The organism is Pseudoalteromonas qingdaonensis (assembly GCF_038739665.1).
Classification (GTDB): Bacteria; Pseudomonadota; Gammaproteobacteria; order Enterobacterales; family Alteromonadaceae; genus Pseudoalteromonas; species Pseudoalteromonas qingdaonensis.
The window spans coordinates 115,319-129,331 of sequence record NZ_JBCGCU010000003.1 but is presented as its reverse complement, the minus strand read 5'-3'; the positions used below and the strand labels follow the sequence as shown (position 1 = coordinate 129,331).

Genomic DNA, 14,013 nt, shown 5'->3' with positions numbered 1-14,013 from the left:
TTATGTGGTATTTCGCTTGGATATTAGGGGTACTCTTTGCCGTTGCTTTCGGCGTAATTAATGTGATGTGGTATGAAATGCAACAGCACACAGACAGTATCGCAGACGACGAGCAGGAGCACTTCTAAGCTCATGAATCCCCAACCAAATCGCGCGCAGCAACTGCAGCTGCGCGCCTTTTTAAAAGAGTTTACCCGCCCCCATAATCGCCCCTTGCTGCTAAGCATATTTTTAGGCTTTAGCAGTGGTGTCTTAATGATCATCAGTTGCTATGTGCTGGCCCAGCTATGTCATAAGGTGATGTTTGCCGGACAAGACCTAGCCGAGCAGGCACAAGCCCTGTATTGGCTGGCTGGGTTAAGCCTGCTGCGGGCGCTCTTAATAGGAGCCAGTCGCGCCATGGCTGAGCGCAGTGCACTGAATATAAAGCTGGCGATGCGTGAAGCCCTGTGGAAGGCCTTGGTCAAACAGCAAGAAAACGGCTTAGCAAGTCGCCCGGCATCACAGTGGGTACTCACCCTTAATCAGGGAGTGGAAGCCCTGCACGATTACTTCGCCAAATACCTGCCGGCGGTGGCCTATGCCGGGCTTATTCCCTTTGCCATTATCGCCGTAGTATTTCCCATCGACTGGAAATCCGGGCTTATTTTTCTTATTACCGCGCCACTTATTCCATTTTTTATGATCCTTATTGGCTATAAGGCGCAGGCACTGAATGAGCGGAATTGGCAACGCCTACAGTATATGGGGCAGTTCTTTTTTGATCGCCTAAACGGCCTGACTCAATTAAAACTATTTAACAACGCCCAGAGCCAGGTTAAACGCGTTGAGCAGATGGCGGATCAGTTTCGTATATCGACTCTATCGGTATTACGTATCGCCTTTATCTCCACCCTGGCATTAGAATTTTTAGCCACCATCAGCATTGCTCTGGTGGCGGTGATCATAGGATTTCGTTTGTATTTCGGCACCCTGGATTTTGCCACAGGTTTTGTGGTGCTTTTGTTGGCACCTGAGTTTTATCTACCGCTGCGTCAGTTGGGGCAGCATTACCACGCCAAGCTCAAGGGTCTGGCCAGCGCCGACTCCATGCTGGCGCTTTTGAGCACACAAGACCCACAGCAAGAAGAACAAAGAGATAAGGTTAAGCTAGAATCTATCACCAAGTTAGAAGTGCAGAATTTATTCCTGCACCTTGATAAAGGCGCCAATGCGGTGTTGAACAATATCAGTTTTAGCACAGGAGCTAACGGCATACTCGCCTTGGTGGGTCAAAGCGGCGCCGGTAAATCCACCCTGATGGACTGCTTGATGGGCTTATATCCGCAAGCAAACTCGGCCATACGCATCAACGGCATAGCGTTAACGGATATCGATATTGCCAACTATCAACAGCGCATTGCCTGGGTCGCACAAACACCGACCTTATTTAGTGGCACCCTGGCCGAGAACATCGCCCTTGGCAGCGACTCTATCGACCTTGAGGCTATACGCGCGCTTTGCAAAGAGCTGGATTTAGATACCTTTATCATGTCTCTGCCTCATCAGTACGATACCCAAATCGGCGAATTGGGTCAGGGTCTATCCGGTGGGCAGATACAGCGTTTAGCCCTGGCCAGAGCATTACTGCGCCGACCGGATATAGTGTTTTTAGATGAACCCACGGCGGCGCTCGATAAGCAAAGCGAGCAAAAGGTACAAGCCTGCCTTGAGCGCATCAGTCAAGAAACTCTAGTGGTGATCATAGCTCATAGACTCAATACCTTGAGCCAAGCCGATCAGGTTCTTGTGCTTCAACAGGGCAAGCTAGTTGAGCAAGGCAGTTATAGCGAGCTTGCCGCCGATAACAACTCACAGCTTGGCACCATGCTTAAAGCGCCGGAGGTGGCTTATGGCTAATTGGCGCTTTCTTATTTCCCTCATTCGCCCCCACCTTGGCTGGGCGCTGTTAGGTCTATTTTTGGCTTTTCTTGCCCTGGCCGCCAATATTACCCTGCTGGCCGTTTCCGCCTGGTTTTTAGCGGCTATGGCCGCCGCCGGTTTACAAGGGGTGACCATGAACTACTTCACCCCGGCGGGCATTATTCGCTTCCTGGCCATTGTCCGCACCGCGAGCGGCTACGCCCAGCGCCTGGTCAATCACAACACCACCTTTTTAATACTCAAAACCCTGCGGGTGCGTATTTTCGATGCTCTCACCCAGGCCCCCGTACAAGGCTTTAGCAGTGTCGGGCAACGCCTGTCTCAGTTGCAAGAAGACGTTGAGCAACTCGATGAATTTTATATCGGTGTTCTAGTACCCCTGTTATTGGCAATGACAGCCCTGCCCTTGCTTGCCTGGGTGCTCGGCAGCTACAGCCTAGAGCTAATGCTAATGACCCTTGCGGCCTTACTTATAATCGGGGTTGTTTTGCCCGCCTGGCTTGGTCGTAATCTAAAAGGGGTCGGCAAACGCACTGGGGATGCGCAAAGCAAGTTAAGTGAATGCCTGGTAGAGGGTGCGCGCGGCTTAAAAGAGCTGCATTTAGCGGGCGCCGCCCAACAATATTGGCAAAGCCTGGATAAGGCGCAGCAAGCGCTGGCCAAAGAGCAACAAAAGGCACATCGCTGGTTTGCCACCCATCAGGGGCTGTCGCTGTTTATCAGCCAGCTCACTATAGTTCTGGCACTTGTGGTTTTGATCCCCCTAGTCACTGGCGGCCAGCTGGCTAGGGTTGAGCTGGCCATGCTGGTGCTCTTGGTATTAGGCGCCTTTGAGTCCGTGCTTATGCTGCCCGATGCCATGCTCAAACTGGAACTGACCCTGGCCAGCGCCGGGCGCATTCGTGCTCAATTGGCCGAAGCGGATAAAACGCCAACACAGGTGCAACAAGGAAAAGCTCACGCCGAGTTTATCTTTTCTCTCGAACGAGTTTGCTTTGCCTACCCAGATCAGCCCCCTGTTTTTCAATCCTTATCTCTGGACATAAAGCGAGGTGAGAAGCTGGCCATAGTCGGCAGAAGCGGCGCCGGTAAGTCCACCTTACTTGGCCTGCTAACGGCGCAATTACATGCGCAACAAGGGCAAGCCCTGGCGTTTGATACTCACGTTGAGATGCTTGACCCCGCTTGGCTTAATCAAGAGCTGGGCGTGCTCAATCAATTCAGCCACACCTTTAGTGCCAGCATTAAAGAAAACCTGCTGCTTGCCAAGGAGGATGCCACTGATGATGAAATCTGGTCGGCGCTCGAGCAGGCGCAACTGGCGACCACGGTAAAGCAAATGACTAAGCGCCTGGACACTCAGGTAGGAGCCACCGGACGCCAATTGTCCGCCGGCGAAGCCAGACGTCTGCACTTGGCGCAGCTGTTTTTGCGCGACCCACAGGTGCTGATATTGGATGAACCCACCCGCGGCCTGGATTCTGTTAATCAAAGCAAGGTATTAGATGCTGTCTTAACCCTGACTAAAAACAAAACCCTTGTGATAAGCACTCATGAAACTTCACTGCTGAATCATATGGATAAGGTGCTGTGGATGGACGAAGGCCAGCTCAAAGCTGTGGCTAGCCACAAGGAGTTATATCAGCAGTATGAAGAGTATCGTGCCATCAGCCAAATTTAAACAGGTATAAAAAAACGCTAACCAGGTTAGCGTTTTTTCTAATTTAGCTGCTCTACTTACGGCTTTATTAACGAATAATGCCGCGTGTAGAGTTGGTGACCAAGTCAATCATAGGCTGAATGGCAGGGAAGTTAGCCACTTCCTCTTGCAACTGTGCCAGCGCTTCATCGGCCTTCAATCCCTTACGGAACAAGGTCTTATAAGCACGGCGCAGGGCCATGATCTCGTCAGATTCAAAACCGCGACGCTTCAAGCCTTCGGTATTGATAGCAACCGGGCGCGCAGGCGTGCCGATTGTAGTCACATAAGGTGGTACATCCTGGTTTACACCTGAGTACATGCCGATAAAGGCATGAGCACCCACTTTACAGAACTGATGCACGCCTGAGTTACCCGCTAGGATCACCCAGTCGCCTATGTGCACGTGGCCCGCGACACTGGCGTTATTAGCGAAAATAACGTTGTCGCCAATTACCGCGTCGTGGGCAACATGGGTATAGGCCATAAACAGGTTATTGCTGCCGATCTTGGTGATACCCTGATCCTGAATGGTGCCACGGTGAATCGTGGCGCATTCGCGAATAATGTTGTTATCGCCAATGATCAGCTGCGTCGGTTCATCCTTGTATTTTTTATCCTGGCACGCCTCGCCTACCGATGCGAATTGAAAGATGTGGTTGTTTTTGCCGATTTTCGACGGCCCTTTGACTACCACATGAGATTCAATAATAGTACCTGCACCGATTTCAACGTCATTGCCTATATAGCTATAAGCGCCAACTTGAACATCATCAGCAAGTTTTGCACCGGGTTCGATAATTGCGGTCGGATGGATCACGATTAAAACTCTCTTCTTGCACACATTAGTTCGGCGGTGCACACGACTTTATCGTCAACACGTGCTTCGCCGTAGAATTTCCACAAATTGCGACGCTCTTTTAAAAACTTCACATGCAAGTGCATGGTATCGCCTGGTAATACCGGCTGCTTAAAGCGCGCATTGTCGATGGCTGCAAACAAGTATAGCTCGTTCTCACCACGATTTTCTGTGGTTTTAAAACCCAATAGACCTGTGGCCTGGGCCATGGCTTCAAGGATCATTACGCCTGGGAAAATTGGCTGCTCAGGAAAGTGACCGGTAAAGATAGGCTCATTGATGGTCACATTTTTGATTGCATGCAGACTTTCACCTGGGGTGTAATCTAACACCTTGTCTACTAACAACATCGGATAACGGTGCGGTAGTAAACTCAGTATCTCTTGAATGTCTAAGCTATTTAACTGATTAGCCAACTTCTTTTCCTTAAAACAAAGTTATTCTTGTGACTTAAGCTCGGCCTCTATGGCCTTGATACGCTTATTCATGTCACCAATATTGCGTAGGTGCGCTATGGTACGACGCCACTCTTTATTCTTGCTGTGTGGCAAGCCCGAAGAGTAGATACCCGGCTCATTGATGCCACTGGTAACCATATTCATACCAGTTAGCACCACCTTGTCACAGATCTCTACATGACCTGTAATGGCACTTAGGCCGCCAATCTGACAGTAACGACCAATTTTAGTACTACCCGCAACCACGGTACAGCCGGCAATGGCGGTGCCTTCGCAAATTTCCACATTGTGGGCAATTTGACACTGGTTATCGATAATCACGTTATCGTGGATAATAGTATCGTCGATAGCGCCGCGATCTATGGTGGTACTGGCACCAATCTCAACGCGGTTGCCGATTATAACAGAGCCGACCTGAGGGATCTTCACCCATTGTCCACGCTCATTAGCATAACCAAAACCATCGGCACCAATTACAGTATTGGCTTGCACTAAGCAGTGTTCGCCCAACTGCACCTGATGGTACACAGTCACGTTATTCCACAACTTGGTATAGGCACCGATTTGCGCACCTTTGCCGATAAAACAGTGCGAACCGATTTGCGCATGCTCACCAATCACCGCCCCTGCTTCTATCACCACCAGTGGGCCAATATTGGCGCTGGGGCTCACCTTGGCATCTGGGCTAATCACCGCGCTTGGGTGAATCCCCACGGCCGAAGCCGGCGTACTATCGAGCAGCTGTGCCAGCTTGGCATAGGCTACATAAGGGTCCTGGCAAATCAGTTTGTTGCCGGCGAAGTGCTCGGCATCGGCGGCACTAAGGATCACAGCACCAGCCTGAGTATCGGCCAGCTGGCTACGATACTTTTTATTCGCTAAAAAACTAATATGCGCCGCAGTTGCTTTTCCAAGCGTCTGTATGCCAACGACTTCAAAGGTGCCGTCGCCGATTAGCTCGGCACCTAGATGTTGTGCGATGTCAGCTAAGCTTTTTGCCATCATTACTTCTTACTTACGCGCTCAACCACTTTACCTGACAGGTCAGTCACTTCTTTAGGGTTGAAGTAAATAGTACCGTCTTTCACCTTAACTTCGTCATAGTCACCATCTTTGGCAACTTCTTCAATAGCCGTAATAATGGTTTTCTGTAGCTTGGCCAACTCTTGGTTTTGACGCTGCTTGATCTCTTGCTCTAGTGGACGACCTTTTTCAGCAAACTGTTTTTGCATGTTGTTGATCTTGTCGTTAAGCGCTTTTTTCTGGTCTTCGCTCATGGTTGGCGCTTCACGCTGAAACTTTTCGATTTCAAAACGAATATCGCCCTGCAGCTTTTCAAGCTCTTGACGGCGCTCAGAGAATTCACCTTTTAGAGTGTTTTCGATAGCCGCAGTTTGCGGTACCTGAGCATAGATGGTTTGCATATCAACAATACCAACCTTGTGCGCTAAAGCCTGTACCGAGGTACCCATGGTTAGCGTCGCTAATACTACTAATGCTGTGTTTTTAAATAGTTTGTTCACAGAAAACTCCTTAGAAAGTGTTACTAATGTTAAAGCTAAATGTCTTGGTCTTATCATCTTCTTCTTCTTGCAACGGATAAGCAAAACTAATTAGCATTGGCCCCATGGGCGAGATCCACTGGATTGAAATACCAGTTGAAACCCTGAAACGAGCTGGATCGGAATAATCATCCAAGCGCGCACGCTCATCGGGCTGAAGGTTTTGATAACGGTCAACGTTAAACTCTGTATCCCATACGTTGGCCGCATCGACAAAGAAACTGGTACGAACAGAGCTGCTGTTCTCATCGTCTAAAAACGGGGTTGGCACTATCATTTCTAAGCCTGCCACCGCCTTGGCATTACCACCGATACGACCGGCAAGTTGCAGGGTATCAAACTCCTCGGCACCACCTATATTGCCGGTAGGTGTACCATCGGGCAAGGTTGTACCTGGGATATTTTGTGGTGAACGTATCACCGCACGAGGCAAGATGGTGTTACGGTCAAAGCCACGTAATTCCTGCTCGGTAATGCGGAAGAACTCCTGCACCGGCAGAACCTGCTCATAACCATTGGTTTCACCATAACCATTACCATAACCCAGCGCCGCACGGGCCGAGAATACCCAGCGATGGTCATCGCTCACCGGCCAGTAATAACGCGAGTTATAGTTGATCTTAAAGTAAGTCAGATCTGAATTCGGTGTAGTCGCAGCCAGGTTTAACGACTGACGAGAGCCGGCCGTTGGGAACATACCACGGTTAACAGTCACACGAGACCAACCGGCGCTGAGCTCGTACTTGGTAAACTCAAAACCAGCATCCGGATTTTCCGGGTCCAGGAAGGTTTCACGCAGTACGCGCGTTTGCTCGTATTCAGCCAAATCGGAGAGTTCTTCTTCTATCCAACGCACCCCAAAGTTCAAACGGTTTACGGCGTTGATAGGGAAACCGATATTGGTACCCAGACCATAGCTCTTGGATTTATAGTCGATTAGGCTGAATTCGCCGGCATCATAGTTGCGATAGAAGATGCTCGAACCCTGAGATACACCATCCGGGGTGAAATAAGGATCTGTGTACGACAGGCTCACGCTTTCTGAACCACGGGAGGTGTTGATATTAAAGGCCACCTGGTTACCTGAGCCAAGGAAGTTTGACTCACTCACACCAATGTTAAATTGCAAGCCATAGTAAGAACCATAAGCCAAGCCAGCGGTAAAGCTACCGGCGGATTGCTCTTTTACGGTAAAGCCGACATCGACTTCATCATCTACACCAGGCACAGGTTTAACATCAAACTCCACGCTTTCCATATAGGGCAAACGTTGAATTTGTAATTTTGAGCGCTCAAGGTTTTGGTTTGACAGCCAGGCACCTTCAAGCTGAGTCATCTCACGACGAACAACTTCATCGGCAGTACTTTGGTTACCTGAGATATCGATACGGCGTACATAAACACGTTTGCCCGGGTCAACGGACAACACCAGCTGTACTTCTTTGGTTTCGTCGTCGATTTCCGGAATGGTGCGTACCACGGCATTGGCATAACCAAAGCGGGCCAAATAACTCTTAATAAATTCTTCCGACGAGGTCACCACAGAGCCATTGTAAAGCTCACCGGCCTTAAGCGGGAGCACGCTGCGGATCAACTCTTCTCGGCCAAGCAGGTCACCGATAAAGTCAAAGCCCTTCACCATGTACTGCTCGCCTTCGGTAAGGTTAGCGGTCACATACACGGACTCACGTTCCGGACTTACGGAAACCTGTGTTGAGTCGATATTAAAGCGCAGATAACCACGGTCGAGGTAGTAGCTGCGAATTTTCTCTAAATCGCCTTCAATGGTCTGCTTCTGGTAACGGTCCGATGACATAAAGCGCCACCAAGGTAAGTCTTGTTTTGACTCCACTAAACCAAGCAGCTCTTCATCAGAGAATAGTTCGTTACCGACGATATTGATTTGACGAATTGAGGCGGCATCACCCTCATCAAAATTGAGTTTAAGACGCACTCGGTTACGCGGCAGACGAATGACCTCAACGTCAATTTTCGCGTTGTATTTACCGATACTGTGGAAGAATTCAATCAACCCCTTTTCCACATTATCCAAAACCGTTCTATCTAATGGCTCGCCGGTACGGATATCTTGCTGATCCAGACTCTCGGTCAGCTGCTCGTCTTTAATATCCTTGTTGCCATCAAACTCAATGGCGCTGATGGTAGGTCGCTCGGTCACCTTAAAGACGATTTTATCGCCATCGCGGTACACTTCGATATCATCGAAATGGCCTGATTTATAAAGCGATTTAATGGTTTTAGATACCGTATAGGTATCAATTTGGTCACCCACGTTAATCGGGATATGGGTCAGTGCGGCGCCTAAAGCAACTCGCTGCAGACCTTCAACTTTTAAATCTTCTACGATAAAGGATTCTTGGCCCAGGGCGGCGAAACTGGCCCCTAATAAACTCGTTACTGCCAAATGTTTTTTTATAGCCATTTTATTATCTTTGTCCTTTACTACAGTGTCTTCACCCAAACGCACTAATTAGAGTTTGTTTTGCGCACGGCGGTTTTGGTTTGGGCCATCGGCTGCGTTTAATACAGCCATCTTATCATTGCTGTTTGGCTTACACAGCAGTTTCTTTATCCATCCGGCTCAGTTTTTACCCATAAAACAACCAAGCCGGCGGTAACCTCAGGTTACAATCGCGCAATATCGTTTAACAATGCAAACGCAGTAAGCGCCAATAATAACGATGCACCGATGCGAAAACCAATTTCTTGTGTCTTTTCAGAGACTGGCTTTTTACGAATAAGTTCAATTATGTAATACATTAGATGACCACCGTCGAGCACCGGCAGAGGCAATAAATTAAATACCCCCAGGCTCACACTGATCAGCGCTAAGAAACTTAAAAATGCGACGAAACCGTAGCTTACGCTAGTTCCTGCCCCAACCGCAATGCCTACGGGGCCACTGATATTTTTAATCGATACCTGACCTGTGATCAGGTTGGCTATCATTTCAAAGCTCAGGCTGACCATTTGCCAGGTTTTCGTCACCCCAAGGCCAATAGCCGTAATCGGATTGTAACTGCGGGTCACTATGGCATCTTCGGGCCAGGGCTCGACCACAGGCACCACGCCAAGGTAACCGCGACTTAAACCATCTTCCATAGGTTTATTCGCTGGAGTTACCGTCACATCCATGCCGCTTTTGTCACGAATGATATGAAACTTCAGCGGCTGCTCCGCAGAGCGCTCGATTTGTTGTACCAAGGCCGGCCAGGACTTAATCAGCTTGTCCTCAACACTGACCAGGAGATCCCCTTCTTGTAACCCGGCTCTTTGTGCCGGTGAATCCGGAGCCACCATGGCCAAGGTCAAGGTTGCATCGGGACGAAACGGCACTATACCAATAGATGCCAATGGCGACTGGTCGCGCTGCTGCAAACTCCAGCCCTCAAGATCCAGCACCTTGATGCTTTGTATACCCGATGGTGTTTGTATTTTCACTTTAACGCTGTCATCGCCCAGGTGCTGCATTAATGCCAAAGTGACTTCCTGCCAATCCTGAGTTTGCTGGCTGCCGACCTCAAGAAGCTGGTCGCCCTCTTTTAAACCCGCAACCTGAGCACGGCTTTGTGTGCCGACATCGCCAATAATAGGCTTAACTGATTGCACGCCGATGACATACATCAGACTCAAGGCAAAAATAGCGAATAAGAAGTTGGCCATGGGGCCGGCACTGACAATGGCAATGCGGGCATAAACGGATTTGGCATTAAATGACAGGTGGCGCTCATTTTCGGCGACCTTATCGACGCGCTCGTCGAGCATTTTTACATAACCGCCAAGAGGTATCATGGCCACCACATATTCGGTGCCGAGTTTATCGTACCAACGCAGCAGTGGCTTACCAAAGCCGATGGAAAAGCGCAGCACCTTAACGCCGGCCTTGCGAGCCACCCAGAAGTGGCCGTATTCGTGCACTGTGACTAGGATGCCCAAGGCAAGGATAAAGGAGCCCAGGTGCCACAAAAATTCAAACATTAGTTTGCCCTACTCTTAATTTGCTGCTGTGCCACGCGTCTTGCGTCGCCATCGCACTGCAAAATTCCCTGTAAACATTCATCATATTGGCTCGACATGGCCGCCAGGGTATCGGCATTGACCGCATAAATATCGGTAAAGCGAATCTGCCCTGCTAAAAATGCCGCCACCGCTTCTTCGTTTGCAGCGTTAATTATGGTGGTCGCACTTTGCCCCGCTTTACAGGCCTCAATAGCCAAACGCAGGTTCGGGTAACGATTAAAATCCGGGGCATGGAAGCTAAAATCTTTCATGGCACTAAAGTCCAGGGGCGCCACACCGGCATTAATACGCTGCGGGTAAGCCAAGGCGTGAGCTATGGGGGTACGCATATCCGGTTGCCCCATTTGCGCGAGCACAGAGCCATCGCTGTACTGCACCATGGAATGGATCATACTCTGCGGGTGGATCACCACTTCGATATCGTCGGCGCTGGCATTAAACAGCCATTTCGCTTCGATAAATTCCAAACCCTTGTTCATCATGGTTGCAGAGTCGACGGAAATTTTCTGGCCCATGGACCAATTTGGGTGTGCGACCGCTTCGGCAACAGAAATATCGGCAAAGGTGTCCAAGGCGCGTTCACGAAATGGGCCACCCGAACCGGTTAATAAAATTTTAGTTACCCCATGGGCCGTCAAGGTGGCGTCATGGTGGCCTTGAATGGCCTCGGGCATACATTGGAAGATGGCGTTATGTTCGCTGTCGATAGGCAGCAAGGTCGCACCGTGTTGGCGTACCTTATCCATAAATAATTGCCCCGACATCACCAGGGATTCTTTATTCGCCAGCATCACTACCTTGGCCGCTTCAATGGCGTACAAGGTTGGGATAAGCCCAGCAGCCCCGACTATGGCAGACATCACCATATCAACATCGCTGTGCTGGCAGAGCATGGCCATATCCTGCTTATAGTCCACGACCTGGGTAGCACTTCCTAGCGCATTTAGGCGCTCGGCCAACTGCTTGTTTGCATCAGCGCAGGAAAGGGTCGCAAATTGCGGCTTATGCACAGCACAGTCGCTCACCATTTGCTCAAGGTTACGTCCGGCGACCAAAGCAAAGACCGAATATTGCTCTTGATTGCGGGCTATCACATCCAGGGTACTTTGGCCGATAGAGCCGGTAGAGCCTAAAATGGTGACACTTTTGCTGCTCATAGAGTCATGGTCCAGGCGTAAAACACCACAAAAATAGGTGCCGCTGCGGTCAGGCTGTCAATTCTGTCAAGAATACCGCCATGGCCGGGTAAGCACTTACCACTGTCCTTCATCCCCGCTTGGCGCTTAAACATGCTTTCCAGCAGATCGCCCACCGCAGAAAAGGCAGCAACGATCACTGCCATCAGCGCATACGGCGCCCACATGCCTGGCTCGATATCTTTAAAATAACAAAATACCAAGACGAAAATGGCAGCGCTTAGCAGGCCACCGACAAAGCCTTCAATGGTTTTATTCGGGCTCACCTTGGGCATCAATTTATGCTTACCAAAGTTTTTGCCGCTAAAATAAGCACCGATATCGGCGCACCAGACGATGCCTAATACCGCCAAAATCAAATAAGAGCCAAACTGGCTAGACTCGTCATAGTTGGCGCTGCGCAGCACACATAACGCCAGCCACAAGGGTGCCAGAGTCAATACTCCGGAAATGCCACGCATTAAATAACCCTGCGACCAGGCATCGCTGAATTTAGGGTAACGTACCACCAAAATGGTGGCGACAATCCACCAGGCCAGCGCCAGAGTGAATACATAATTGATATCCGGCAGCATTTGCCCTTGCTGCCACAGTGCGGTGATCGGCCAATGCCATTGCATCAGGGCCACCAGCACACCAACCAAGGCTACATAAATCAGCCTTTTGCCGCGGTTACCAATACCCATTAACGCCGACCATTCGTAGGCGCCTAATAATACGATGCCGCCGGCACAGTAACTAAACCAATCCAGAGGGGCTAAAAACACTAATGCAAGGGCCAGTGGCGCCAGCACCAGTGACGTGATAATTCGTTGTTTAAGCAAGTCTTATACCTTCAACTTAGGGCTGAGCGTTTGAGAGTAATTGTTTTATTTGTTCGCCGGTACATCCGAACCGACGTTCTCTCGATACATAGCAGGCAATGGCCTCTGCAAACACCGACTCATTAAAGTCGGGCCATAGCGTAGGCGTAAAATAAAGCTCAGCATATGCCGCCTGCCAAAGCAGGAAGTTACTGATGCGCAGGTCACCGCCTGTGCGTATCAATAAATCCAGTTCACTTTGTTCATTAAGACTAATATGCTTTGCCAGCGAGTGCTCGTCAACGTCATCCGCTGTTATTTCACCTGCCGATATCTTAAGCGCCAACTGTTTAGCGGCCTGGGCAATATCCCAACGACCACCATAGTTTGCGGCAATATTTAGCCGTAAACCGCTGTTATTGGCGGTTAACGCTTGTGCTGCAGCTATCTTCTCTTGTAGCTTTGTGGAAAAGCGACCTAGGTCGCCGATAATGGATAATCTAACGTTATTTTTATGCAGTTTTTTCACCTCGCGGCCAAGAACCATTAAAAACAGTTCCATCAGCGTGGTGACCTCTTCTTCCGGGCGACGCCAGTTCTCACTGCTAAAGGCAAATAAGGTGAGCGACTCTATGCCCAATTTAGAGCAAAATTTCACTGCTTCTCTAACCGCATCAACTCCTTTTTTATGGCCGTACACCCGCGGGTGACCCTGAGCCTGCGCCCAACGACCATTGCCGTCCATGATAATTGCAACATGTTTGGGCAATAATTGCTGCGAAATCTGTTCTGCGTCTAAAGCCATATAACTTAAATTATCCACAAAAAAACGCCGCCTAGTATACCCTAGACGGCGTTACAAACCTAATGGCAATTTATGAGCAAATTGCTCATATTTCGCACATTTAGAATTCCATCAATTCTTCTTCTTTGGCGCTTAGCTGTGCGTCCATTTCTTTGATGTACTTGTCTGTTAGCTTTTGGATAGCATCTTCGCCTTGGCGTGCTTCGTCTTCAGAGATATCTTTATCTTTTAATAGTGTTTTGATATCACCGTTAGCGTCACGACGGATGTTACGCACCGCTACACGACCACTTTCAACTTCACCACGGACGATCTTAATAAGGTCTTTACGACGCTCTTCGGTAAGTGGAGGAAGAGGAACGCGAATTACCGTGCCCGCTGACGATGGGTTTAGACCCAGATCAGAAGTCATAATGGCCTTTTCAACCGCTTGCGCTAAAGAACGGTCAAATACGCTGATCGCCAGCGTACGCGCGTCTTCGATAGTTACGTTAGCAACTTGGTTTAGCGGCGTATCAGCACCGTAATAAGAAACGGTGATACCGTCTAGCAATGCCGGGTGAGCACGGCCGGTACGGATTTTAGATAGTTGGCTGCCAAGTGCGGCTACACTTTTTTGCATGCGCTCTTGCGCACTTTTTTGAATGTCGTTTATCACGCTAGTATC

The 14,013-nt window shown here is 49.4% G+C and carries 13 protein-coding genes; 3 read left to right on the top strand and 10 right to left on the bottom strand.

Annotation, left to right across the window (positions count from 1 at the left end; all coding sequences use genetic code 11):
* Positions 1-2 precede the first annotated feature (2 nt).
* The 3 genes from cydX to cydC are packed head-to-tail and all read left to right on the top strand — an operon-like array spanning position 3 to position 3,604.
* The gene (cydX, locus tag WCN91_RS04245; RefSeq protein WP_105190793.1) at positions 3-128 is read left to right on the top strand and encodes a cytochrome bd-I oxidase subunit CydX; all 126 of its coding nucleotides are present in this window, start codon (positions 3-5) and stop codon (positions 126-128) included.
* A gap of 4 nt (positions 129-132) precedes the next feature.
* Positions 133-1,899, top strand: coding sequence for a thiol reductant ABC exporter subunit CydD (cydD, locus tag WCN91_RS04240; protein WP_342676620.1), 1,767 nt, complete (start codon positions 133-135; stop codon positions 1,897-1,899).
* Positions 1,892-3,604 carry a thiol reductant ABC exporter subunit CydC gene (gene cydC, locus WCN91_RS04235; protein WP_342676618.1) on the top strand — a complete coding sequence of 571 codons (1,713 nt, stop codon included), beginning with the start codon at positions 1,892-1,894 and terminating at the stop codon, positions 3,602-3,604. The genes cydD and cydC overlap by 8 nt, the downstream gene beginning before the upstream one ends.
* A gap of 67 nt (positions 3,605-3,671) precedes the next feature.
* On the opposite strand, the gene lpxA is transcribed toward cydC, so the two are convergent.
* The 10 genes from lpxA to frr all read right to left on the bottom strand — a co-directional run bounded on the left by lpxA (position 3,672) and on the right by frr (position 14,004).
* Positions 3,672-4,442 carry an acyl-ACP--UDP-N-acetylglucosamine O-acyltransferase gene (lpxA, locus tag WCN91_RS04230; protein WP_342676616.1) on the bottom strand — a complete coding sequence of 257 codons (771 nt, stop codon included), beginning with the start codon at positions 4,440-4,442 and terminating at the stop codon, positions 3,672-3,674.
* Between the two features lie 2 nt (positions 4,443-4,444).
* Positions 4,445-4,897 (bottom strand): 3-hydroxyacyl-ACP dehydratase FabZ, encoded by a 453-nt coding sequence (gene fabZ, locus WCN91_RS04225; RefSeq protein WP_342676614.1) that lies wholly within the window; start codon positions 4,895-4,897, stop codon positions 4,445-4,447.
* Positions 4,898-4,918: 21 nt separating this feature from the next.
* On the bottom strand, positions 4,919-5,944 hold the full coding sequence (gene lpxD / locus WCN91_RS04220) for a UDP-3-O-(3-hydroxymyristoyl)glucosamine N-acyltransferase (protein WP_342676612.1): 1,026 nt from the start codon (positions 5,942-5,944) through the stop codon (positions 4,919-4,921).
* Entirely contained in the window at positions 5,944-6,462 is a 519-nt protein-coding gene (locus WCN91_RS04215; protein ID WP_342676609.1) for an OmpH/Skp family outer membrane protein, read from the bottom strand. Before WCN91_RS04215 ends, lpxD begins: the two co-directional genes overlap by 1 nt.
* Positions 6,463-6,472: 10 nt before the next feature.
* Positions 6,473-8,944 carry an outer membrane protein assembly factor BamA gene (bamA, locus tag WCN91_RS04210; protein ID WP_342676607.1) on the bottom strand — a complete coding sequence of 824 codons (2,472 nt, stop codon included), beginning with the start codon at positions 8,942-8,944 and terminating at the stop codon, positions 6,473-6,475.
* A 203-nt stretch (positions 8,945-9,147) separates the two neighbouring features.
* Positions 9,148-10,500, bottom strand: a complete 1,353-nt coding sequence (rseP, locus tag WCN91_RS04205; protein ID WP_342676604.1) for a sigma E protease regulator RseP — start codon at positions 10,498-10,500, stop codon at positions 9,148-9,150.
* Positions 10,500-11,699 carry a 1-deoxy-D-xylulose-5-phosphate reductoisomerase gene (gene ispC / locus WCN91_RS04200; protein WP_342676602.1) on the bottom strand — a complete coding sequence of 400 codons (1,200 nt, stop codon included), beginning with the start codon at positions 11,697-11,699 and terminating at the stop codon, positions 10,500-10,502. The genes rseP and ispC overlap by 1 nt, the downstream gene beginning before the upstream one ends.
* On the bottom strand, positions 11,696-12,562 hold the full coding sequence (locus WCN91_RS04195) for a phosphatidate cytidylyltransferase (protein WP_342676600.1): 867 nt from the start codon (positions 12,560-12,562) through the stop codon (positions 11,696-11,698). The genes ispC and WCN91_RS04195 overlap by 4 nt, the downstream gene beginning before the upstream one ends.
* A gap of 16 nt (positions 12,563-12,578) precedes the next feature.
* Positions 12,579-13,346 carry a polyprenyl diphosphate synthase gene (gene uppS, locus WCN91_RS04190; protein WP_425416009.1) on the bottom strand — a complete coding sequence of 256 codons (768 nt, stop codon included), beginning with the start codon at positions 13,344-13,346 and terminating at the stop codon, positions 12,579-12,581.
* 100 nt (positions 13,347-13,446) lie between these two features.
* Positions 13,447-14,004, bottom strand: coding sequence for a ribosome recycling factor (gene frr, locus WCN91_RS04185; protein ID WP_105200533.1), 558 nt, complete (start codon positions 14,002-14,004; stop codon positions 13,447-13,449).
* Positions 14,005-14,013: the final 9 nt, after the last annotated feature.